This window comes from Bacillus sp. AFS088145 (assembly GCF_002564465.1).
Classification (GTDB): Bacteria; Bacillota; Bacilli; order Bacillales; family Bacillaceae_G; genus Gottfriedia.
Genome location: NZ_NUUX01000025.1, coordinates 137,581 through 161,397, shown reverse-complemented (window position 1 = coordinate 161,397; position 23,817 = coordinate 137,581). Strand labels below are relative to the sequence as shown.

At 32.4% G+C, this 23,817-nt stretch carries 26 protein-coding genes; 24 read left to right on the top strand and 2 right to left on the bottom strand.

Annotated elements, in window-relative coordinates:
- Positions 1-47 precede the first annotated feature (47 nt).
- A complete protein-coding gene (locus tag COI44_RS16475; RefSeq protein ID WP_098428893.1) occupies positions 48-482 on the bottom strand; it encodes a hypothetical protein in 435 nt (144 codons plus the stop codon).
- Positions 483-1,292: 810 nt separating this feature from the next.
- On the opposite strand from COI44_RS16475, the gene COI44_RS16470 reads away from it, so the two are divergent.
- The 3 genes from COI44_RS16470 to COI44_RS16460 all read left to right on the top strand — a co-directional run bounded on the left by COI44_RS16470 (position 1,293) and on the right by COI44_RS16460 (position 3,867).
- The gene (locus tag COI44_RS16470; RefSeq protein WP_098428892.1) at positions 1,293-2,132 is read left to right on the top strand and encodes an SAM hydrolase/SAM-dependent halogenase family protein; all 840 of its coding nucleotides are present in this window, start codon (positions 1,293-1,295) and stop codon (positions 2,130-2,132) included.
- Between the two features lie 409 nt (positions 2,133-2,541).
- Positions 2,542-3,255, top strand: a complete 714-nt coding sequence (locus tag COI44_RS16465) for a WxL domain-containing protein (protein WP_098428891.1) — start codon at positions 2,542-2,544, stop codon at positions 3,253-3,255.
- Between the two features lie 144 nt (positions 3,256-3,399).
- Positions 3,400-3,867: an RDD family protein gene (locus COI44_RS16460; protein WP_179887150.1), complete on the top strand. Its 468-nt coding sequence runs from the start codon at positions 3,400-3,402 to the stop codon at positions 3,865-3,867.
- Positions 3,868-3,894: 27 nt separating this feature from the next.
- Here the strand turns inward: COI44_RS16460 and COI44_RS16455 are convergent, their stop codons facing one another.
- Complete coding sequence (locus COI44_RS16455; RefSeq protein ID WP_098428889.1) at positions 3,895-4,218, bottom strand: hypothetical protein; 324 nt, start codon at positions 4,216-4,218, stop codon at positions 3,895-3,897.
- Between the two features lie 170 nt (positions 4,219-4,388).
- On the opposite strand from COI44_RS16455, the gene COI44_RS16450 reads away from it, so the two are divergent.
- The 21 genes from COI44_RS16450 (at position 4,389) to cccA (ending at position 23,776) form a co-directional block, all read left to right on the top strand.
- A complete protein-coding gene (locus COI44_RS16450) occupies positions 4,389-5,000 on the top strand; it encodes a sterol desaturase family protein (protein ID WP_098428888.1) in 612 nt (203 codons plus the stop codon).
- Between the two features lie 351 nt (positions 5,001-5,351).
- Positions 5,352-6,569, top strand: coding sequence for an MFS transporter (locus tag COI44_RS16445; RefSeq protein ID WP_098428887.1), 1,218 nt, complete (start codon positions 5,352-5,354; stop codon positions 6,567-6,569).
- Positions 6,570-6,711: 142 nt separating this feature from the next.
- The gene (gene deoC / locus COI44_RS16440) at positions 6,712-7,383 is read left to right on the top strand and encodes a deoxyribose-phosphate aldolase (RefSeq protein WP_098428886.1); all 672 of its coding nucleotides are present in this window, start codon (positions 6,712-6,714) and stop codon (positions 7,381-7,383) included.
- A 161-nt stretch (positions 7,384-7,544) separates the two neighbouring features.
- Positions 7,545-7,718 (top strand): 30S ribosomal protein S21, encoded by a 174-nt coding sequence (rpsU, locus tag COI44_RS16435; RefSeq protein ID WP_003152957.1) that lies wholly within the window; start codon positions 7,545-7,547, stop codon positions 7,716-7,718.
- A 14-nt stretch (positions 7,719-7,732) separates the two neighbouring features.
- Complete coding sequence (locus COI44_RS16430; RefSeq protein WP_069034181.1) at positions 7,733-8,182, top strand: GatB/YqeY domain-containing protein; 450 nt, start codon at positions 7,733-7,735, stop codon at positions 8,180-8,182.
- Between the two features lie 598 nt (positions 8,183-8,780).
- Positions 8,781-9,047, top strand: a complete 267-nt coding sequence (locus COI44_RS16425; protein WP_098428885.1) for a hypothetical protein — start codon at positions 8,781-8,783, stop codon at positions 9,045-9,047.
- 502 nt (positions 9,048-9,549) lie between these two features.
- Positions 9,550-9,798, top strand: coding sequence for a sporulation protein YqfC (gene yqfC, locus COI44_RS16420; RefSeq protein ID WP_088011443.1), 249 nt, complete (start codon positions 9,550-9,552; stop codon positions 9,796-9,798).
- Between the two features lie 48 nt (positions 9,799-9,846).
- Positions 9,847-11,034: a sporulation protein YqfD gene (gene yqfD, locus COI44_RS16415; RefSeq protein ID WP_098428884.1), complete on the top strand. Its 1,188-nt coding sequence runs from the start codon at positions 9,847-9,849 to the stop codon at positions 11,032-11,034.
- A gap of 3 nt (positions 11,035-11,037) precedes the next feature.
- The gene (locus COI44_RS16410) at positions 11,038-12,000 is read left to right on the top strand and encodes a PhoH family protein (RefSeq protein ID WP_097974242.1); all 963 of its coding nucleotides are present in this window, start codon (positions 11,038-11,040) and stop codon (positions 11,998-12,000) included.
- A 73-nt stretch (positions 12,001-12,073) separates the two neighbouring features.
- On the top strand, positions 12,074-14,176 hold the full coding sequence (locus COI44_RS16405; RefSeq protein ID WP_098428883.1) for an HD family phosphohydrolase: 2,103 nt from the start codon (positions 12,074-12,076) through the stop codon (positions 14,174-14,176).
- 9 nt (positions 14,177-14,185) lie between these two features.
- Positions 14,186-14,662, top strand: coding sequence for an rRNA maturation RNase YbeY (ybeY, locus tag COI44_RS16400; RefSeq protein WP_098428882.1), 477 nt, complete (start codon positions 14,186-14,188; stop codon positions 14,660-14,662).
- Complete coding sequence (locus COI44_RS16395) at positions 14,643-15,023, top strand: diacylglycerol kinase family protein (protein ID WP_098428881.1); 381 nt, start codon at positions 14,643-14,645, stop codon at positions 15,021-15,023. Before ybeY ends, COI44_RS16395 begins: the two co-directional genes overlap by 20 nt.
- A 46-nt stretch (positions 15,024-15,069) precedes the next feature.
- A complete protein-coding gene (locus COI44_RS16390) occupies positions 15,070-15,468 on the top strand; it encodes a cytidine deaminase (RefSeq protein WP_098428880.1) in 399 nt (132 codons plus the stop codon).
- Complete coding sequence (gene era / locus COI44_RS16385) at positions 15,461-16,369, top strand: GTPase Era (RefSeq protein ID WP_098428879.1); 909 nt, start codon at positions 15,461-15,463, stop codon at positions 16,367-16,369. The genes COI44_RS16390 and era overlap by 8 nt, the downstream gene beginning before the upstream one ends.
- Before the next feature lie 233 nt (positions 16,370-16,602).
- On the top strand, positions 16,603-16,746 hold the full coding sequence (locus COI44_RS16380; RefSeq protein ID WP_098428878.1) for a YqzL family protein: 144 nt from the start codon (positions 16,603-16,605) through the stop codon (positions 16,744-16,746).
- A gap of 27 nt (positions 16,747-16,773) precedes the next feature.
- Positions 16,774-17,559, top strand: a complete 786-nt coding sequence (gene recO / locus COI44_RS16375; protein ID WP_098428877.1) for a DNA repair protein RecO — start codon at positions 16,774-16,776, stop codon at positions 17,557-17,559.
- 97 nt (positions 17,560-17,656) lie between these two features.
- The gene (gene ccpN, locus COI44_RS16370; RefSeq protein WP_098428876.1) at positions 17,657-18,295 is read left to right on the top strand and encodes a transcriptional regulator CcpN; all 639 of its coding nucleotides are present in this window, start codon (positions 17,657-17,659) and stop codon (positions 18,293-18,295) included.
- Positions 18,296-18,315: 20 nt separating this feature from the next.
- Positions 18,316-19,128 (top strand): pyruvate, water dikinase regulatory protein, encoded by an 813-nt coding sequence (locus COI44_RS16365; RefSeq protein ID WP_098428875.1) that lies wholly within the window; start codon positions 18,316-18,318, stop codon positions 19,126-19,128.
- A gap of 543 nt (positions 19,129-19,671) precedes the next feature.
- On the top strand, positions 19,672-21,480 hold the full coding sequence (gene dnaG / locus COI44_RS16360; protein WP_098428874.1) for a DNA primase: 1,809 nt from the start codon (positions 19,672-19,674) through the stop codon (positions 21,478-21,480).
- A gap of 29 nt (positions 21,481-21,509) precedes the next feature.
- On the top strand, positions 21,510-22,628 hold the full coding sequence (gene rpoD, locus COI44_RS16355) for an RNA polymerase sigma factor RpoD (RefSeq protein ID WP_056474947.1): 1,119 nt from the start codon (positions 21,510-21,512) through the stop codon (positions 22,626-22,628).
- Positions 22,629-23,419: 791 nt separating this feature from the next.
- The gene (gene cccA / locus COI44_RS16350) at positions 23,420-23,776 is read left to right on the top strand and encodes a cytochrome c550 (protein ID WP_098428873.1); all 357 of its coding nucleotides are present in this window, start codon (positions 23,420-23,422) and stop codon (positions 23,774-23,776) included.
- Positions 23,777-23,817 lie beyond the last annotated feature (41 nt).

Genomic DNA, 23,817 nt, shown 5'->3' with positions numbered 1-23,817 from the left:
TAGCCCCCAATTGCATATTAAAGCACGTCTAATAAAGAAAAATTCTATCACATTAACCCGTATATCATAAAAACAATTCTATATGTTCCTTTTTCTATTTTCACTTTTTTTGGTTCTTGGATAGGTGCTTTATGCGATTTCGATTTACATCCTACTCTATTATTACAGGATTTAATTATGTTCTCACTGTTTTTAGGTTTAGATAATTTTGTTTTTTCTTTTTGACCAGTATCTAGATTAGAGTGTTCAGTTTTATTAAATATTTTAGTTGGCTTAGTACTTATGTCTATTTCTGTTACTTCATTTTGTTCTGGTTCATTTGAAGGATCTGTAAAAGAGGTAAAAATAAATAAAACAAATAAGGTCCCAGTCATAATAAAATTCTTTAAAGACTTTCCATTCATTTTAAAGAAAGAGTTAATCCCCAAAATAATAAAAAATAGGATTCCTATAAGACATAATAATTCAATAAACACGTACAATAGATAGCCTCCCTATATTTCGCCACAATTTAACTATTCGTTATAGAGGACTAAATTACCTTTTTTAAAGTTAATTGAAGTGTTACTAAAGTATAGGGAAAATCCATCAGATGAAATAGTGAGTGCTATTTTCCTATAAGTAACCAATTCTTTTTTTAGTGCTTTAGTTGTTATTGTTTGGAAATTAAAAATAAGGGGATATACAATGCAGAACCTATTAGGCATCTAGAAAGATATTAATAACAAAATAACTCCTTTAGAACTAATAGTTATTAATCCACTAATCTGATCTTATCTTCAATACATTCATACATTTCGTCCACTCTAACTTTTAATAGGAAGATTTCTATTAATTATAGAAGTATTAAGTCAAATTTTAATTACCACCTAGCCAGTTAAATTAAAAAGTTCACCAAATTGTATCCAAGTTATTTAATTTAGAATACATTATTAAACAAACCTAGGGGACACTAAATGTAATTATAAATGTTTAAGTGCCAGCATTTCAAAACTATATATTTTTATATGCTAATGTTCTGAAAATCAAGTTTTTTGTACTTTGTCTACACACTAAGATATAGTATCTAACAACTATATCTTTTTTATTTTGAAGTTTAAGGGAAACGTCGAAACAGACATTAAGGTTAGAAGAATTAGAATTTACCAAAACCATACAATTCCAACGTAATAATTAAAGAAAAGCAAAGCTATAATTAAATTCATTCAATAAAATACGAATAATATCATTGACTAAACAATAGATTGAATTTATATTTAATTTTAAATATTCGAACAATTAGGGGTGTTTAGATGGGAAATGCATTAGTGTTTCAATCAGATTTTGGATTACTAGATGGAGCAGTTAGCGCTATGTATGGTGTTTCTTGTAGTGTAAATCAAGATATAAAGATTTACGACTTGACCCATGATATACCTCAATACAATATTTGGGAAGCTTCTTACCGACTTGTACAAGCAATGAATTACTGGCCAGTTGGAACAGTATTTGTTTCAGTTGTAGACCCAGGTGTAGGCTCAGATCGTAGAAGTATAGTGGCTCGAACAAATACGAACCACTTCATTATCACACCTGATAACGGAACATTAACACATGTTGGCAAAATATATGGAATCAACCAATTAAGAGTCATTGACGAAGAAATTAATAGACTACCAAATTCAAGTGAATCTTATACTTTCCATGGGAGAGATATATTTGCTTTTACAGGTGCAAGATTAGCTTCTGGAATAATTGACTACGAAAATATTGGTCCAGAAGTAGATTCAAATTCATACATAAAATTACCAATTAAAGAATGTCATAGTGAAAACAATTCGATAACAGGAACAATTGATATACTTGATGTTCGCTATGGTAGTATTTGGACGAATATTGGTCGATCAGATTTTCTCAAACAAGGCGTTTCTCATGGAGACTTTGTCGAAGTACTAATTACACACCAAGGAAGAAAAGTATACAAACAAGCCGTGAAATATGGAAAATCATTTGCTGATGTAGCAATTGGAGAACCAATCTTATATGCAAACAGTCTAGATCAAATGGCAGTTGCTGTAAATCAAGGCTCGTTTACTGATGAATACGGAATTGATACAGGTATAGAGTGGGAAATAACACTTAAAAGTAAGTAGGGAAAGCTTGAGAGTATCAAGCTTTTGGGTTAGGAGATAAAGATTTATTTTTTCTAATTCCAAAATTTTAGTAATTTTTCAATAAAATTTTAATTTGGAAGTTTACTTATTTTTAAGTAGGCTTCTTTTTTTGCTTTGAATCTTAATCGGGAAATTGGAGATTTTGAATTGGAATTTAAATAATTGCGTGAATCATTTCACGTAATATTCATTTTTGACTCTATTAAATCTCTTATATTTAGGGGATTTGTAAAATTAAAAGTAAAATTTTAGTGAACATTTTCACAATTTATTCACAGACAATTGTATTTTACTTTACTATAATTGGCTGTAACTTCTAAATAGATGTTGAGTTCTTTTTTGAAAGCATCTTTATATGAAGAATTTTTTTGTAAGGGGTTTTGATTAAATGAAGGTTTCAAAAATTGTAGCAATTGGCGTAGTAAGTTTTTCAACACTTGTAGGAGCCGCAAATACATCATTTGCAGCTGTTACGTCTCAAGCAAAATCAAAAGCAGCTATTAATTTTACAGAAGGTTCTGGTCCAGTAACACCAGTAGATCCAACCGACCCAGCAACTCCATTAGAGCCAATTGGTCCTACTGATCCAACAGATCCTCCTACAGGTGAGACAGGTCCGTTAACTTTGGACTTTGTTTCTTCAGTTCAATTTGGTTCGAACGAAGTTTCAACTAGTGATCAGGTTTATTCTTCTACATCTAAAAAGCCTTTTATCCAAGTTTCTGATCGCCGAGGTACTGGTGCAGGGTGGAAAGTGACAGCAAAAGCTAGTAAGTTTACAAACGGTGCAACTGAATCACTTCCCGGAGCGGTTCTTACCTTTAAAAATGGATCAGTTGTAACACCAGGTAGTGGAACTGGCCCAACGCCTGCTCAAACAATATCACTAAATACAGATGGATTAACTGAATCTTCAGTTGTTACTGCTGAACCTGGTACGGGACTTGGTACTTGGTTAACAAGATGGTTAGGCCCAAATCCTGATGTTAATGATGGTGCAGTAAATAATAATGTTACATTACAAATTCCTGGTGGTTCAGCAACAATAGGTAATCATGAAGCAATTGTTACTTGGACACTAGTTGATGCTCCAGGTGTATAATTGAATCTACATAAAAAAGCTTAATCGATATTTATTAGCCTGATAGGTACTTTCTATTAGGCTTTTTATATTTTTCCAATTAAAAATTCTGTATAATTTAAACTGTCGTTAAGGACATCTTAGAAACTAAAGGTGGAGATTTTATTGGAATCGAATTCTAAATTAGCAAGTAGATCAAGTAGGTTATTAGCAATATTGGTTGATGGATTTATTAGTTTTCTTTTTATTTTTGCTATATCGATTATTACTGGAGTGACAAAGTTTTCAACATTTATTAATCCTACTAGAGTAGACAAATTTGATATTGGGTCTTCTCTACTATCCATAATTAGTGTCATTATATTTTATATTTTGATCCCAACATTTGTTTGGAAAGGGCAAACAGTAGGTAAGCGTTGGTTAAAAATTGCAATCGTTAAGAACGATGATCAAGAAGTAAATTTTAGGACGATGATTATAAGAGAAATTTTTTTCCTTTTAGGATACATAAAAATACCATATTTTTCATTAGTTGTAGGTTTTGTTGCATTTGTTGATCCGTTTTTCATTTTTTCTTCTGAACGTAGAACACTACATGATTTAATTGCAAAAACAAAAGTAATTGATGTTTAAAATAAAAAGAAAGCTNNAGCTTTCTTTTTATTTTAAAATTTTCATTTGGCGTATATGAGCACGTGTTTCTTCAGTACCTAATTCATAAATCATCGCATAGGCTTGTTTTAGAAAATAGTCATATCCATTATATAATTCTAGACTTTTTTCTTGACTACCACTTGTAAATGAAGGTAAAAATGCTGCTTGAACACCAGTTGCCTCATCGTAATTGTCTATCTCATGAAAAATTCTTTCGAGTCTATGTTTTTCATCAATCGTAGCATCGATTTCTAACTCATAAGGTGCGTCCCCTTGATTTGGAACAATTGTTTTTGCTTGAACGGATACATAATATCTCCTTTTTTCCATATAGATCTCCCTTTTTATATTTTTGGTTATCGTTTTTATTATCCTCACCGACAAGTGCTTTATTCAAAATTAATAATCAGCTCGAGTAGAACATTAAAGGAATTTCATAAATAATATTGAAATATAAATTTGATATTAAGATAATTTAGGTATAGATGAGGGGGGATTTTATGAAGGGACTATATCGAGACTTTTTTCTTCATTTCGATATTATTGTGATGGGGGTACTATTTTTAGTTGGAATTATTTATAGTATAGGATTTCATTTATCGTGGCTTACTGTCTTAATTTTCATTATAGGATTAATCTTTTTTATGTTTAGTGAGTACGTAACTCATCGTTTCTTTTTTCACATAAAGGCACCAAAAAATAAATTATTACTTAAATTTATGAAAAGAATTCATTATGATCATCATACGTTTCCAGATGATTTGAAATTGTTATTTTTACCGATATGGTATAGCATTCCGAATTTAGGATCACTTTGTATAATTTATTTTTTGATATCGAAAGATCTAGTTCAAACAATCGCATTTGGTTCAGGTTTAGTTTTTATGTTATTAGTGTACGAATGGAAGCATTATGTAGCTCACAGGCCAATTAAACCATTAACGAAAGTAGGACGACAGATTAAAAAGTTACATATCCTGCATCATTTTAAAAATGAAAATTTTTGGTATGGCGTATCAACACCTATTTTTGATGGGATTTTTGGTACATTGAAGGATGAGAAGGAAGTAGTAACAAGTAATACTGCGAAAGCCTTAGAAGAAAGAATGTAAACTGCAAGTAAAACAGGTATTTTGGAGGAATAATGATTTACTTATTATCTTTTTTAATAGCTGGTTCCCTGAGGCATTATTGTCGGTTGTACGTTTTATATTATTAAAATGATTAAAGAAAATGCCTAGTGTTTACGCTAGGTTTTTTTGTCGGTTTTAAAGCTCTTTTTTTATGAAAACAGTCCATTAAATGAACGTTTACTAATAAAATTAATATTTTATAAAAATTGAAAAAAGGGTAAATATTTGATTGGGGTGCTTACTATACTGAGGATAAGGGGGGATGGTTGTGTTATTGGATCGAACTCATTTAGAAAATGTTTTTAGACAGATAAGAAGAGAGAAATTCGAATGACTAAACTAAATTACAAAAAGATTCTGCTTTTAGGGTTTGGATTTTTTGCAATCAGTCTTACTTGGTCAGTCTATAATGCTTTTATGCCAAAACTTTTAAGCGATTATCTAAAGTCATCTGCTTTAATTGGATTTATTATGACGTTTGATAATTATTTTGCATTATTTTTACAACCTGCCGTTGGAATGTATAGTGATCGTTTAGATACACGATTTGGTAGAAGAATGCCATTTTTAATGGTCGGTATGCCACTTGCAGCATTATTTACCTTTTTAATTCCAGTGCATAAAACACTTTTTATGTTGATCTTTTTTATTGTTTTTATGAATTTAAGTATGAGTATTTTCCGTTCTCCAGTTATAGCTCTTATGCCTGATTTAACAAGAGTTGAACAGAGAAGCAAGGCGAATAGTGTCATTAATTTTATGGGTGGAATTGGTGCTTTAATTGCATTCTTTATTGGTTCAATTTTGTGGGATCTAAATAAAGGATTTCCTTTTTACTTAGCAGGATTTTTAATGTTATTTAGTTTTTTAATTCTTTTTTTCTTTATTAGAGAAAAAAGAGATGTCTTAAATTATGAGCAGTCTGAAGAAAAGGTACAATTAAGAGAAGGTTTTCGTTCAGCTATTCAGAATAAAAGTGCATTATTTCTATTATTAGCAATTCTGAGTTGGTTCACGGGATTTAATGGAATTGAAACCTTTTTTACACGTTATGGGGAAGTTTATTTAGGGGTAAAAGTTAGTGCAGCAGCGTTTTCATTTGCTTTCATATCATTAGCATTTTTAATCTTTGCCATTCCTGCTGGGTTTATTGGAACAAAAATTGGTAAGAAACGCAGCATATTAATTGGTATATTTGGAATCATGATTGGGTTTATTGTTTTATTTTTCTTAAAGGATTTATTATACATTCGAATAGTCTTTTTGGTTATGGGATGTTTTTGGGCATTAGTAAACATTAATTCATATCCTTTTTTAGCTGAGATGGCACCGATTGGATTTATTGGAACTTTCACAGGTTTATATTATTTATTCTCATCTATTGCCAATATTATATCACCACCATTTTTAGGTGCAATTATGGATCTAATTGGATTCAAATTCATGTTCTTGTATGGTTTTTTCTTTATTACAGTTTCATTCTTCATGATGCTTAAAGTAAAAGACAATCATAAAACAATCGAAAAAAATTCAAATGCATCTATTTAAATTTGATGCTTTGAATTTTTTTTAATAGTTATTAAATCGATTCACATAATTAAAATTAAAAAACAAATAATAATGTATGCTGATATTTCAGTGTCTTTAAGAGAGTGATTTTGAAAAAAACATAAGTTAGGAGCACTACAAAATGACAACTAATATCAATAAATTGATTGATCATACAGTTTTAAAACCTGAAACAACTAAATCTCAAATTGAAAAATTATGTCAAGAAGCAAAAGAACATAATTTTGCTTCGGTTTGTGTGAATCCAACTTGGGTGAGTCATTGTGCAAGTTTGTTAAAGGGCTCTGAAGTATTAGTTTGTACTGTAATTGGATTTCCTTTAGGTGCGAATACAAAAGAAACGAAAGCGTTTGAAACGAAGAATGCTATTGAAAATGGAGCCGGGGAAGTCGATATGGTAATCAATATCGGAGCATTAAAGGATAAGGACTATGATACTGTTGAACAAGATATAGCAGCGGTTGTTAATGCAGCAAAAGGTAAAGCATTAGTAAAAGTAATTATTGAAACAAGTCTTTTAACGAATGAGGAAAAAGAAATGGCTTCTAAGCTTTCTGTAAAAGCTGGAGCAGATTTCGTTAAAACATCTACAGGATTTTCAACTGGTGGTGCAACAGTTGAGGATGTAGCATTAATGAGAAAAACTGTTGGACCAGATATTGGAGTGAAAGCATCTGGAGGAGTACGTGATATAGCAAGTGTAAATGAAATGGTTAAAGCCGGAGCAACTCGAATAGGTACAAGTAATGGAATCACGATTGTCCAAGGAAACGTAGCAACAGAAGGCTATTGATTCCTATTAATGGCAAAGGGTGTTAAGTTTCAAACTTGACATTTACCTGTTGACCTATCAATAGTTTATGTATTATAATCGTAAAAGACATGTGGAAAAGTGTTCTTTTTTGCAGTGTTTTATTGATTGTAAGTGGTAGCTTGGAGGGAGGGAAAAGTAAGATGTCTAAAACAGTCGTTCGTAAAAACGAATCTTTAGAAGATGCTCTTCGTCGTTTTAAACGTTCAGTTTCTAAAACTGGTACGCTACAAGAAGCAAGAAAACGCGAATTTTATGAAAAGCCAAGTGTAAAACGTAAGAAAAAATCAGAGGCAGCGAGAAAACGTAAATTCTAAGAGAGGGTGTTACTATGAGTCTTCTCGAACGTTTGAATTCAGATATGAAACAAGCGATGAAGGAAAAAAACAAAGACAAGTTAGCAGTTATTCGAATGGTGAAAGCGTCATTACAAAATGAAGTAATTAGCTTAGGGAATAATGTGACATTGTCAGCTGATCAAGAGTTAACAATTTTAACTCGTGAAGTGAAACAACGTAAAGACTCCCTCCTGGAATTCGAAAAAGCTGGTCGTCAAGACCTTGTGGATAAATTAAAGCAAGAGTTACTGATTCTAAAAGAATACTTGCCTCAACAATTATCTGAAGAGGAACTTCTTGAAATTGTACGTGTTACAATTTCAGAAGTCGGTGCTACATCAAAAGCTGACATGGGGAAAGTAATGAGTGCAGTTATGCCTAAAGTAAAAGGACAAGCTGATGGCTCTTCTGTGAATAAGGCTGTAGCAAGTCTGTTAAAATAAACGTCTATTTATAGACGTTTATTTTTTTTGAGTTACTGCAATTAAAATCTTCAAGAGTGCAATTAAATTCCACTGACTGCAATTAAAATCAAAAGTGCAATTAAATTTAACGAAAGTGCAATTAAAATCTCCGAATGTACAAATAAATTTCACCTACTGCAATTAAAATCTTCGAAAGTGCAAATAAATTTTTCAAAACTACAAATAAATTTCCAAAAACTGCAAATAAAAAATTCAAAACTGCAATTAACTCCTTCAAAATGATGCTTCAGTCAAATAAATCACATAAATCTGCTGAATTTTCACGAAAACATTTCAGTTCACTAAAAAATTACCCTAATTCTCCTAAAACCGATAATATTCTTATCCTCAATCCTACATCTGCACCATATTCAGTCTAACCCTTTTAAAATCTACATAATTCCGGCATAAAGAAAACTCCGATCAAAATAGTCAATGAAAAAATTATTAATATTTTAGTCAATATTTAACTAAGTGTGTGATTTATATCACATATAAAAATAATGTTATCCGGTATGATGAATTTAGATGAACAAAGCATTTATTTATCGCCTATTGGATAAAGGAGAGATGAATAATGACACCGTTTGGGGACTTACACAATAATCTTGGTGGAATAGCATTTGCTTTAGGGTGGTTAATAATTGTCGTACCATTTGCATTTACATTAATCTATATTACGAAAGAGATGGCAATAGGTGACGAAGAACGATTACAAGATGAGATCAAACAAGGGGTTCATGACTATGCTAGATCAAATAAAAAACCATTCATAACAGAAACAAATGATTCACCACAAATGGATACAACTATGGCAAAAGGCCGTTACCAATTAAGTTGGTAGGTTTGATAGTGCAAAGGGATATATGGTGATGGGAATAGTGATATAACTTCAATTGGTCTTGTAGTAATGTGGAGTCTTTTCTTTCTCACACAAGGGGTACTTTGGTGGGTTGCTACTTCACAAGGAAAACAAGATGTTTATCAAGATGTTGCTTTCCAAAGAAGGATGTAAAAACGTATATAAATTTAAACCGAGAAAAGTTATTTGTTCTCGGTTTTTTTCTATGTCATAACACTATAAAAGGGCTCTTCGGAAAGACATTCGACTCCTAAATCCTTTGATGTTTTCCGCATCACATTAAGACGCCCAGTAACCCATAAATCTAACTTCCTCACCATAATCTAAAATCAATAAACCCTAGCTTTATAAAATCCAATATTCATCTTAAATTTCCTTTACCTTTTTCTTTTTATATCATACCTTCTTAAAAATCATCATAAATATGATATGAAAGGGGGAGGAGTCTATCTTGAAAAGATTAGCGCATAATTTAAAAACATGGATGTCAAGTAAGATGGACTTACCACCAGATGTACTATTGGAATTGCCACGTATTACGATGTTAGGTCAACTACATATTTATATTGAAAACCATAGAGGGCTACTTGTATATTCAGACAATGAATTGCGTTTGTTAATGAAGCAGGGGCAGTTGTTGATTAAGGGGAAAGATTTTGTTTTGAAGACGATGTTGCCTGAGGAGATTTTGTTGGAAGGCGAAATCGAGCATGTGTATTTTATTAATGAATAGCATCTAGAACATACACCATGATCAGTCTAATGAACATGGGGGATTAGGATGAAAAACCAATGGACTTCAAATCTTACGGGGATGGTTCAAGTAAAGGTGATTGGGCTTGGACCAGAACGTTTTTTAAATGATTGTATGCGAAAGGGGATTTCACTTCGTGATGTGAAGAAAAGTGGAACAAATTCAATCACGTTTACAATTGAGTTGAAAGATTATAAACGGATCAAGAATATTCCTCGGAAAAAAGAGTATAAGGTTTACTTTATTGGCAGGAAGGGTCTGCCTTTTGAAGTTAGACGAGCATGGAAGTATTTTGGATTTGTTGTAGGGGTAGTTGGCTTTTTAGTTGTATTATTTTTACTTTCAAATATGGTTTGGCGAATAGATATAAAGGGTGCTTCACCTGAAGTGGAATATAAACTTCGGAAAGATTTGACTGCGATGGGTGTTAAGACTGGAGCATCTCAATTTACTTTACCTAGAATGCAAACAATCCAGAAAAAGCTCCAAGATGATAATCCAACATTAACCTGGATTGGTGTACAATTAAATGGGACTACCTTTCATTTTGAGGTAGTTGAAAAGCATATACCTAAGCCTGAGAAGGCGTTAAGTCCAAGACATATTATTGCAAGTGAAGAAGCAGTTATTTCAAGTATGTTTGTTGAAAAGGGGAAACCGCTTGTAGTAAAGAATGACTTTGTGAAAAAAGGTCAAATATTAGTATCAGGAATAATCGGAACGGAAGAACATCCTATTTTAGTCCCAGCGGTTGGCAAAATCATGGGGGAAGTTTGGAGAGAGGAAATTATTAGTGTTCCTTTAGATACTCCGTTTACGGTGCTTACTGGAGAAAGAAAAACTAGTTATTATATTGGAACTAAGGAAAATAAAATAAAATTTTGGGGTTTTGATAAGAATAAATATAAGTCTTTTGAAGATGAAAGTAGTACGTATCAATTTAAATTTTTAAAATGGAAATTGCCGATCTTTTTTAGTAAAAAAACTATTCTGGAAAGTGAAAAATATGTAAGAACATACTCTAAAGTGCAGGCTGCTCAACTTGGAAAACAAATTGGTAAGAAGGAATTAATGAAAAAGTTAAGTCCAGATGCCAAGATTTTACAAGAAAAAGTTTTGCACGAGTCAATAGACAATGGTAAAGTTAATTTAAGAATGTATTATAAAGTTTTAGAAGATATCACAAAAACGAAAACTATTGTTCAAGGGGACTGAGTAATGCCAGAACAACTACTAACGATTAATCAACAACTAGAGGATCCAAACGAAGCAATTGCCTTATTTGGTACAAACGATAAGCATCTAGAAATAATTGAAAATTTGCTTGATGTTAAGATTGTGTCACGTGGTCAATCTGTACAAGTTTCAGGTACGAATGAAGATGTGAAAACTGTTGAGCAAATCATTCAAGCTCTTTTAGAGGTTATTCGAAATGGAGTGAGTATTACATCGAGGGATGTTACGTACTCAATTCAGATGGCTAAAGAAGGAAGGCTGTCATCATTTGCTAGGTTGTATGACGAAGAAATTATTAAGAATTCAAAAGGTAAACCAATTAGAGTTAAGACTTTTGGACAAAGACATTATCTTCGTGCAATTCAATCAAATGATTTAGTATTTGGAATTGGACCTGCTGGTACAGGTAAAACATATCTTGCAGTTGTCATGGCCGTTCAAGCATTAAAAAATAATAAAGTAAGTAAAATTATTTTAACAAGACCTGCTGTGGAAGCTGGAGAAAGTTTAGGATTTTTACCAGGAGATTTAAAGGAAAAGGTTGACCCATATTTAAGACCATTGTACGATGCTCTACACGATGTTTTAGGACAAGAGCATACTGTGCGTCTAATTGAAAGAGGAACAATTGAAATTGCACCTTTAGCTTATATGAGGGGACGTACTTTAGAAGATGCCTTTGTCATTTTGGATGAAGCTCAAAATACGACAATGGCTCAAATGAAGATGTTTTTGACCCGTTTAGGATTTGGCTCTAAAATGGTTATAACAGGTGACCCTTCACAAATTGATTTACCTAAAGGAGTAAAGTCTGGTTTAATATCAGCTCAAAATACACTTAAAGGTGTTGAGGGTATTGGTATGACAATCTTGGAACAAACTGACGTAGTTCGTCACCCACTAGTACAAAAGATTATTCAAGCTTATGATTTAGCAAAAGAATGATTCGTAGTGACCCTACATTGATAGGGTCATTTCGTATTTTTATGATGAGGTGCATTTCTAGAAAGGGGAAACAATGAATAGTTTGCAAGCTTTAATTCAGCGTTTTAAGAATCAAACTCTTGTCATATTACTATGTACTATTGCATTCAGCTTATTAAGTTTTCTTCTTTTAGTTAGTCATGTTAGACCGGTAAAATACGACATTCAGCTATTATCAATTGCTGATGATAATATTTATTCACCTATCACGATTGAGGACAAAGGAGCAACGGCTAAAAAGCGAATTGAGGCTGCAGCAAGAGTTGAGGATGTATATAAATATGAGGAAAGTTATACACAAAAACGGATTGACATAGTAAATTCAATTTTTGATATTGTAACAGAAGTGAAAAATGAAAATGCAAAGAGTGATAATCCTACAGGACAAGCATTAATTGAGAAAGAAACAAGTGATGTTAAGAAAAAGCTACCTGACGATATTCGTAAAAACTTAGAAGATAGTGTATTTAGCACCTTAGTTAGATCGTCAGAAGAACAGTTAAATATTACGAAAGCTTCGTTGAATACAGCTATTAACAATGTAATGTCTGAGGAAATTACGACAAACCAAATCGAAGAATCTCGTGGGAAGCTAAGAAACGAATTATCATATGTAAGCGTTAATCCTTCACTAAAGGATGCGATGATCTCAATTGGTGAGTTTGCGATTGTGCCAAACTACTTTTTTGATGCAGAGGAGACAAAAGAGAGAAAGCGTCTAGAAAGTGAAAGTGTAGATAGTGTCTATATTTTACAAGGACAAGTCTTAGTAAAAGCGGGAGAAACAATTACAAAGGAAAAATATGATCAATTAAAATTAGTTGGCTTAATTAAAAACAAACAGTCAATCCAACCTTATATTGGATTAATTTTATTAATTGGAGTATTGGCGTACTTCGTATTGAAGCAAACGGCAAGTTTAAAAGAAAAAGGGAATATATACATCGTTACATACTATAGCATTGTAATTTTTACAATCTTAATTTTGAAAATTGTAAGCTTGTTTCAAAAAGTTGAGTTTTCTGGCCTTGTATATGTAGCTCCGGTTGCGATTGGGACTTTATTGATCAAGTTTTTATTAGGTAATCGATATTTAATGGTTTCGTCGATCATTTTCTCTATTTGCGGTAGTTTAATGTTTAACGAAGATGTAAATGGTGCAATTAATTACTCGACTGGAATTTATATTTTATTTAGCTCTATCGCCGTTTTATTTTTGAATGAGGTTAAAAATAAGCGTTCAATGATTCTGCATGCAGGGTTTTTAATTTCGCTTGTTAATATTGCTACTCTGTTTTCTTTAATCTTAATTCGGAATGGTCAATATTCATCAGTAGAAATTGGAATTTATTTATTAATGGGACTTACTTCCGGAGTGTTATCAAGTGTCATTACAATGGGGATTTTACCTTTTGTAGAAGATTCGTTTGGAATGGTGTCCTCATTTAAACTTGTTGAGTTAGGCAGTCCAAATCATCCTTTATTAAGAAAAATATTATTAGAGGCTCCAGGTACATACCATCACAGTATAATGGTTGCAAATTTAGCTGAAGGTGCTTGTGAAGCGATCGGTGCAAATGGTTTGTTAGCTAGAGTGGGAGCATATTATCATGATATCGGGAAAACGAATAATCCAGGATTCTTTATTGAAAATCAAATGGGTGGTCATAATCCTCATGATCGTATTAAACCGATTCAAAGTAAAGATATCATTTTAAGGCATGTAAGTGATGGTGTGAAAATACTAAAAAAATATAATTTGCCAAAAGATATTATTGATATTGCAGCGGAGCATCATGGTACAACTTTATTAAAGTATTTTTATTATAAGGAAAAAGAGACGAATCCTGATGTTAAAGAAAGTGATTTTAGATATCCAGGTCCAAAAGCTCATTCTAAGGAATCGGCAATTGTAGGAATTGCTGATAGTGTTGAAGCAGCAGTTCGTTCGTTAAAGGACCCTGATATGGAAAAAATCGAGGTATTAGTTTCTTCAATTATGCATGATCGTTTGAATGATGGTCAGTTTGCAATGTGTGAATTAAATTTAAAAGAATTACATATTGTTGAGAAATCATTGTGTGAGACTTTAAAAGGAACTTTCCATTCAAGAATACAGTATCCAGATGAAAGATAAGGTGAAATAATGGTTCAATTAGAAATTGATTTTTTAGATGAAACAAATGAAGTGACTAAAGAACAGCAATCTGATATAAAGGGTTTACTAGAGTGCGCACTTGAATATGAGGGTGTAACGGGTGAAGTTGAAATTGCAGTTTCATTTGTAGATGATGAAAGAATTCATGAAATTAATAAAGAGTACCGAGAGAAAGACCGTGCTACCGATGTTATTTCATTTCCAATGGAAGAATTAGGAGAAGGCGAAATTGAAATCATTGGAGTGGACTTACCACGTACTTTAGGTGATATTGTCATTTCAATTCCTACTACTAAGAGACAGGCTGAGGAGTATGGTCATTCGTTCCGCCGGGAATTAGGTTTTTTAGCAGTTCACGGATGTTTACATTTACTTGGTTATGATCATATGAATGAAGCCGATGAGAAAGTGATGTTTACAAAACAAAAGGAAATATTAGAAAAATATGGCCTTGAAAGACTCTAAAAAAAGAGCGCCCTTACTAAAATCTTTTGGTTTTGCATTTAGTGGTATTTTTAAAGTCATTAAGGATGAAAGAAATATAAAAATCCACTTATTTGCAGCACTTATTTCAATCGGCCTTGCGTTTTATTTACATATTAGTCGAATAGATTGGTTAATCCTTCTGCTTGTTATTACAATTGTCATTTCGCTAGAACTAGTTAATTCTTCTATTGAAGCAGTTGTAGATTTAGCATCACCTAATAAACATCCATTAGCAAAAAAAGCGAAGGATGTGGCAGCTGGGGCGGTGTTAATCGCTGCAATCGTTTCAATCATTATAGGTGCTTTGCTATTTTTTCCGTATTTTACTATACTACGTTAATAAGACCCCACTTTCGTGTTCGGGCTTATAATAGGAGGCTACATAAATGGATAAACAACAACTTATAAATGAAGCGATAAAAGCTAGATTAAACGCATATGTACCATATTCGAAATTTCAAGTTGGTGCAGCATTGCTTACAAAGGATGGTCAAATTATTCGTGGTTGTAATATAGAAAATGCATCATATGGTCTAACAAATTGTGCAGAACGAACTGCATTATTTAAAGCATATTCAAATGGCATTACGGAGTTTTCAGCAGTCGCAGTAGTCGCTGATACCGAGGGACCTGTTGCACCATGTGGAGCATGCCGTCAAGTTTTATTTGAACTTGCTGGTCCAGATACAGTAGTATATTTATCGAACTTAAATGGAGCAATCCAAGAAACAACAGTAAAAGAATTATTGCCAGGAGCATTTACATCGGAGGATTTGAATGAATAAAGAAAGTTATAAATCAGGTTTTGTCTCAATTATAGGTAGACCAAATGTAGGGAAAAGTACATTCCTAAATCGAGTGATAGGTCAAAAAATAGCTATAATGAGTGATAAGCCTCAAACTACTCGTAATAAAATTCAAGGCGTTTTTACAGAAGATGATGCACAAATTGTCTTTATAGATACGCCAGGAATCCATAAACCAAAACATAAACTTGGTGATTTTATGGTAAAGGTAGCTCAAGATTCAATTAAAGATGTTGACGCTACGTTATTTATGATAAATGCCAATGAAGGATTTGGTCGAGGAGATGAATTCATTATTGAGAAACTACAAGGAAGTCGAAGTCCAGTAATTTTAGTTATTAATAAAATTGATACAATTCATCCTGATCAGTTATTTGATTTAATCAATAAATACAAAGATTTATTTCAATTTGCTGAAATTGTTCCAATCTCAGCGTTACAAGGGAATAATGTCGATCGCTTATTAAAAGTTATTAAAACGTATTTACCAGAAGGTCCGCAATATTATCCTGCAAATCAAGTAACAGATCATCCTGAAAGATTTATCATTTCAGAATTAATAAGAGAAAAAGTATTGCATTTGACTAGAGAAGAGGTTCCACACTCAATTGCTGTTATTATTGAGCAAATTGAAAGAAGACCAGAAGGAAATGCAATATACGTGAATGCAACAATTGTCGTTGAAAGGTCTTCCCAAAAAGGAATCATTATCGGTAAGCAAGGTAGCATGTTAAAAGAGGTTGGCAAGCGTGCTCGTTTAGATATAGAAAACTTGCTTGATACAAAAGTATTCTTAGAGTTATGGGTTAAGGTTCAAAAAGATTGGCGTAACCGTATGTCTCAATTAAGAGATTTAGGTTTCCGTGAGGATGAGTATTAAAAGGCAAAGATCATGGGAATAGTGCTTAAGCAATAGGGATTAGTAATATTACCATTTGTTCAAAAAAGCCCAACATATTTCCTGTGGTTTTGCAAGCTTTTTATTTGTTATTTTAATAAATTTTATACACATGAAAATCGGGAGAGAAGGTCACATTATAAGTAAGCAGGGAAAGTAATTGGCTATAGGTAATGAGCAATGAGTTGTAGCTATTCTTGAAAGGTGGTTTCTCAATGTTGAATTTTACCTGGGATGTCTTTTCTAAAACTGGAAATGTTGAGACATATCTATTGTTTAAGCAGCTTGAACAGGAACATGTGGATCAGAAAAGTTACATTGAAGAAGAAATAGCTGATATTGATTCCCTACATACTTAACCTTCATCCAATTGGATGGTGAGTTAATTGTTACAGCGTGTAGAAGGAATTGTATTACGGGCAAACGCTTATGGAGAATCAAATGTTATTATTACTCTCTTAACAAGAGAATTAGGTAAGATAGGAGTTGTGGCAAGAGGAGCAAAGAAGACAAATAGTCGACTTGCTTCTGTTACACAACTCTTTACATATGGGTCGTTTTTAATTCAAAAAGGATCTGGTTTAGGTACTTTAAGTCAAGGAGAACTGATTGATTCATTTCGTGAATTAAGAAATGATTTAGTTGCAACTGCGTATGCTTCGATTGTTGTAGAGCTTACTGATAAAGCGGTTGAAGAGAAAAAAAATAATCCGTATTTATTTGAATTGGTTCTTCAATTACTACAGCACATGAATGAAGGTGCAGACCCTGAAGTTTTGACTTATTTATTTATGACGAAAATGATACCTGTATTAGGATATCACCCATTTTTTGATCAATGTGTGAATTGTAGATGTAGTGCAAATGAAAATATATTTGTAGCCTTTTCTGTTAAAGAAGGTGGGTTTTTATGTCAGCGTTGTAAACAGACTGATCCATATGCTTTTTCTGTTACTGAAAAGTCGGTTAAGTTAATGAGGTTATTTTATCATTTTGATGTAAATCGACTTGGAAAAATTGAGGTTAGTGAAGCAACAAAGAAAAACTTACAACAAATTTTATTTTCTTACTATGATGAATATAGTGGAATCTATTTAAAGTCACGCAAGTTTTTAGAGCAATTAAAAAATATGGATAATTTTCTGAAAACTAATAAAAATTCAGAAACCTAAGGAAGGAAATAGGCTACCTATTTCCTTCTTTCTTTTTTAAATTGTAAAAATAGTATATAATATTTATTAGAGAGTATAACATATTGGATAGTTAGGGGTGAGGAAAATCGAACTGACAAAGCGACAAACTCAAATACTTGAAATTGTAAAAAGTAATGGACCAATTACTGGTGAACATATAGCTGATAAGCTAGCACTTACTAGAGCTACGCTTCGCCCGGATTTAGCTATTCTTACAATGACTGGTTTTCTAGAGGCAAGACCACGAGTAGGGTATTATTACACAGGAAGAACAAGCGGAGCACAAGTCATTGATAGAATAAAAAAATTGACTGTTAAGGAATTTCAGGCGATTCCTGTTGTAGTAGATCGAAGTTCATCAGTGTATGATGCGATTGTTACGATGTTTCTTGAAGATGTAGGAACGCTATTTGTTGTAGATCAAAATTCGATTTTAACAGGAGTACTTTCTAGAAAAGACTTACTCCGTGCAAGTATAGGAAATAAAGATTTGCATACATTACCTGTAGATATTATCATGACGAGGATGCCAAACATTACAATTTGCTATAAAGATGATACAATTTATAATGTAGCTAAGAGTTTAATTGAAAAACAAATTGATGCTGTCCCTGTTGTTCGTGAAAGTGAGCATGGACTTGAGGTAATTGGTCGATTTACAAAAACAAATTTTACTCGTGCGATTGTAGACTTAATGAACAATGATATGTTTTAGTAAAGTTAAGAGGTGAACATATGGGCAATTCAATCGTTTATGTTGTATCAGATTCTGTTGGTGAAACAGCAGAGCATGTCGTAAAGGCGGCAATTAGTCAATTTCATCAAAAATTCGAAATTAGACGTGTACCATACGTTGAAGATAATGCAACATTAATTGAAATAGTTCAAGTAGCAAAAGAAAATAATGGTATTATTGTATTTACATTAGTAAAACCTGATATGAGAAAGAAATTATTAGAAGAATCGCAAAGTGCTGGTGTAATCGTATATGACTTAATCGGTCCATTAATCGATAAAATTTCAACGATTCATAAACTTGAACCTAGAAATGAACCTGGTGTTGTTCGCAAACTAGATGAAGATTATTTCCAACGTATAGAGGCAATTGAATTTGCGGTTAAATATGATGATGGAAGAGACCCAAGAGGTATTGAAAAGGCTGATATAGTCTTAATCGGTGTATCGAGAACATCAAAGACTCCTTTATCACAATATCTTGCTCATAAAGGATTTAAAGTTGCCAATGTACCTTTAGTTCCAGAAGTTGATCCACCAGAACAACTACTTAAAGTTCCAAAAGAAAAGTGCATAGGGCTAATGATTTCTCCAGAAAAGTTAAACCATATTCGAAAAGAAAGATTAATTTCATTAGGACTTCACGATGGAGCTAGTTATGCTAATATTTCAAGAATTGAAGAAGAACTAAAACATTTCAATAATGTGGTTAAACAAATTGGCTGTAAAGTTGTAGATGTTTCAAGTAAAGCAGTAGAAGAGTCTGCTAATGTAATATTAAATTACTATTACCAAAATAAGCAGATTAGATAATTTTTTTGAAATTAAAAATGATGATTGATCTTTTTTAGGCTGACACATTAGAGTAATCTAATGTGTTTTCATCTTTAGAATAAGAATTTCCATAAATTAGGAAAGTATGTAAAAGTTAAATTTCTTTAGTACTTATTGCTAGATTTCCTAATTAAAATAGATTATAATAAAAAATTGTATGAAATGAACTAATAATAGGTTTAACTTTTTATACTTACGAATAAACTATGAATATGTGCTTCCTAGTTTATTGAAAGATGGAAATAAAACTACATAAATCGATACATGTTTTGAAGGAATTACAAAAGACGTGTAGAAATTAATCATAAGCGATAAATAAATGGGTTAATAAAAACCAGAACTTAGCAGTTGAATGCAATGCTTATGAACTACTGTTTAGCACTTCTTTTTAGATAATTATTAATTCATATATGACTTAATATGGTGAATTAACTTAAGTTCAAATATATGGAAATATTTTTGTCGAATCATGAAGGAATACAGAGAGTTTTATCGAATAAAATAGTATATGGAGCTGTCAGTATGGGAAACAGAATTCCCGATGAACTTGTCGAGCAGGTTCGTCAGTCAGTTGACATAGTTGATGTAGTAAGTGAGTATGTTCCTTTGAAAAAACAAGGAAGAAATTATTTTGGACTTTGTCCTTTTCATGGAGAAAGCACACCATCTTTTTCTGTGTCTCCTGAAAAACAAATTTTTCATTGTTTTGGATGCGGTGCTGGAGGAAATGCGATTTCTTTCATTATGCAGCTTGAAGGACTTAACTTTCAAGAATCTGTCCATCAGCTTGCAAAAGGGACAAATATCACTTTACCTTCAGAAACAGTTGACACAGTCAAGAATCCACAAGCTACTGAGCAAGGCATTATGCTTGAAGCTCATGAGTTTGTCAAAAAGTACTATCATCATCTATTAGTTAACACAACAGAAGGTAAACAGGCATTAGAATACCTACTTAACAGAGGAATTTCTAGAGAGGAAATAAAGCATTTTGAGCTAGGTGTTGCTTTAGATTCTTGGGATGCTGTTACTAAGGTGTTAGAAAAACGTGGCTATCCAATGCCAATCATGGAGAAAGCTGGTCTAGTTGTTCGAAGTGAACGTGATGGTAATTACTATGATCGATTTCGAAATCGATTAATTTTTCCAATTCATAATCATCAAGGAAAAATTGTTGCATTCAGTGGAAGAATAATGGGTGAAGGGTCACCAAAATATTTAAATAGTCCTGAATCTTCAATTTTCCATAAAGGAAGATTATTATATCAATTTTACCAAGCAAAGAATGTCATGCGAAAGCAAAATCGGGCAATCTTGATGGAAGGTTTTGCAGATGTCATTTCTGCGTTTAGAGCTGGTGTCCATGATGCAGTTGCAACCATGGGAACTTCATTAACAGAGGATCAAGCGAAAGTCTTGAAAACATCTGTTGATCAAATTATTATTTGCTATGATTCAGATCAGGCTGGTATTAACGCAACTGAAAAAGCAGCTAAAGTACTTCAAAAAGAAGGATTTACAATTAAAGTTGCACAAATGCCTGATGGCTTAGATCCTGATGAATATATAAGAAGATTTGGTCCAGAAAAATTTAATACCTCTATTATTGAAGCTAGTGTATCATTAATGAGTTTTAAAATGCAATATCATCGAAAAGGAAAAAATCTTTTAGATGAAACTGTTAAATTTCAGTATATAAAAGAAATGCTACAAGAAATTGCTAAACTAAGTCAACTGATCGAACAAGATTATTACTTAAATCAACTCTCAAAAGAGTTTTCTATCTCGATTGAAGTACTTAAGAAGGAATTTGGACAATATAGTAATCAGGCAAATCGTATATCTAATGTAACAGAAGTAAAAACTGATATCAAACGCGATATTACTACTAAGACACTTCTTCCTGCACATGTTAGAGCTGAACAATTACTTGTAGCTCATATGTTAAATAGCAGTGACGTGGCTGAAAAAGTAAGACAGCAATATCAGGGTCTATTCTACAATAATGATTATTCCGAGATTATAATCCATCTTTATGCTTATTATGAAGAGGGCAATGAGTCTAATATTAGTAAATTTATGAATTACCTTCCTTCAAAAAGGTTACTTGAAGTAGTTTCAAAAATTGTCAATTTACAGATAGCACCTGAACTAACAGAGCGAGAGTTAAAGGATTATTTAGATGCATTAAACAACTATGATAAACAACAACGTATACGTGAAAAAGAAATAGATCTGAAAAAAGCCGAACGTGAAGGAGATTTTGTAAAAGCTGCAACGATTCTCCAACAAATCACACAGCTAAGATCTAGTATGAAATATGTTAAATGATTCGCGAACTTTTCGAAGGAGGGGAACAGATGGCTGATAAATCGGCTCGTTCTAAAGATACGGAAACAGAAGTAACACTTGATCAAGTAAAAGCATTATTAATTGAAAATGGTAAAAAACGTGGTGTAATTACATATGAAGAAATTGCAGATCGTTTAAACGGATTTGAAATTGATTCAGATCAACTTGAAGAATTTTATGAGCAACTAGGTGAACAAGGTATTGATATTGTTGGTGACGCTGATGATGAACCTAGAGGAGCTCAATTAGAGAAGGAAGAAGAATTTGACTTAAATGATTTAAGTGTTCCGCCTGGAGTGAAAATTAACGACCCCGTACGTATGTACCTAAAAGAAATCGGCCGAGTTGATTTACTTTCTGGACAAGATGAAATCAATTTAGCGAAACGTATTGAAGAAGGCGATGAGGAAGCGAAACGACGCCTAGCAGAAGCGAACTTACGTTTAGTAGTAAGTATTGCAAAACGTTATGTAGGACGCGGTATGCTGTTCTTAGACCTTATTCAAGAAGGTAATATGGGATTAATCAAAGCCGTTGAAAAGTTTGATTATCGCAAAGGTTATAAATTTAGTACATATGCGACTTGGTGGATTCGTCAAGCGATTACTCGTGCAATTGCAGACCAAGCAAGAACAATCCGTATCCCAGTTCATATGGTCGAAACAATTAACAAATTAATTCGTGTTCAACGTCAATTGCTTCAAGATCTAGGTCGCGAGCCATCTCCTGAAGAAATTGGTGAAGAAATGGATTTACCACCAGAAAAAGTTAGAGAAATCCTTAAAATTGCTCAAGAGCCAGTTTCATTAGAAACACCAATTGGTGAAGAAGATGATTCACACTTAGGTGATTTCATTGAAGATTCTGAAGCAACTTCTCCAGCTGAGCATGCAGCTTATGAAATGCTAAAAGAGCAGTTAGAAGATGTTCTTGATACATTAACAGATCGTGAAGAAAATGTTTTACGTTTACGATTTGGTTTAGATGATGGACGCACTCGTACTTTAGAAGAAGTTGGTAAAGTATTTGGAGTTACACGTGAGCGTATTCGTCAAATTGAAGCAAAAGCTCTACGTAAATTACGTCATCCAAGCCGCAGCAAACGTCTAAAAGATTTCTTAGAATAGGATGTTTAAAAAGAGTTTATCCTTTATTGGGTAAACTTTTTTATTTTTATCTAAAAAATAAAAAATGCAAACGTTTTAATTAGTAAATATGTCACGATAAACATTTTGTCAAAATATATCGAATGTCTGTACTAAATAGATAATTGTAGTGCTATGCTACATACTAAGTAATGCTAAAACGTTGATCTTCTAATAATTTATTCTAAAGATGAATCAAAGGATAATTTAAGCAAAAATGGTTATTATAAATTATGGAAACGCTAGTAGTAATTCCATCATTTTAAACAATTGGATACCTATTTACTTTATTTTACAGAATTGTCTTTAAATTTGCAAATACTCATTTTCCCTACTTTTTTAATAATTTTTATAATTAGTTCAATACTACTAAATATAAAATAAATGGTTTAAAGACATATTACCTATATCGTAATAGCAATTATTTATTAGAGTTTTATAATAGAATGGGTTGAATCTTTTACTTAAGCTTTTTTGTGAAAATGATTAAAATCAAAATAAAAGTTTAATGGGTGACGATGGCTTTAAATGGTTTCTTAAAAAAACTTACTTATTTCATTTATCAAGAGGTGAGTTTATACAAATATAATTTGTCATTATGCTATACAGAATCTAAGTCTTTATAGTAGGAAGGTTTATATAATTTTGAAATCGTTTAACAATTTTTAAATTTATCCAATATAATACTTTTTTTATTGTTTTTAATCGTATACAATAATAATGTTATAGTAATTAATTTTATTTTTTTAAGGGGTTACATAAGGGGGATCATAATGAAACGAAATCCATTAATTCCTTTTGCTCTAATTGCAGCACTAGGAATCGCAATCATGCTAATTATTTCATTAAAAGGAGCAAAACAGGCTGATGAAATTGCTAACGGCGATAAAAAACCGGCGCAAACTGCATCAACTAAGCCAGATGAAATATATGCTCAAACATGTGTTAGCTGTCATGGTGATCAATTACAAGGGGTTGTAGGACCAAACTTAACTAAAGTAGGTTCAAGATACTCAGAAGATCAAATCAAAAACATTCTTAAAAACGGTAAAGAAGGCGGAATGCCAGCTGGTTTACTACAAGGACCACAATTGGATGCTGTTGCTAAATGGTTATCTGAGAAAAAATAAGCAAGCATATAAAATGACCTCTTCGATAGAAGGGGTCATTT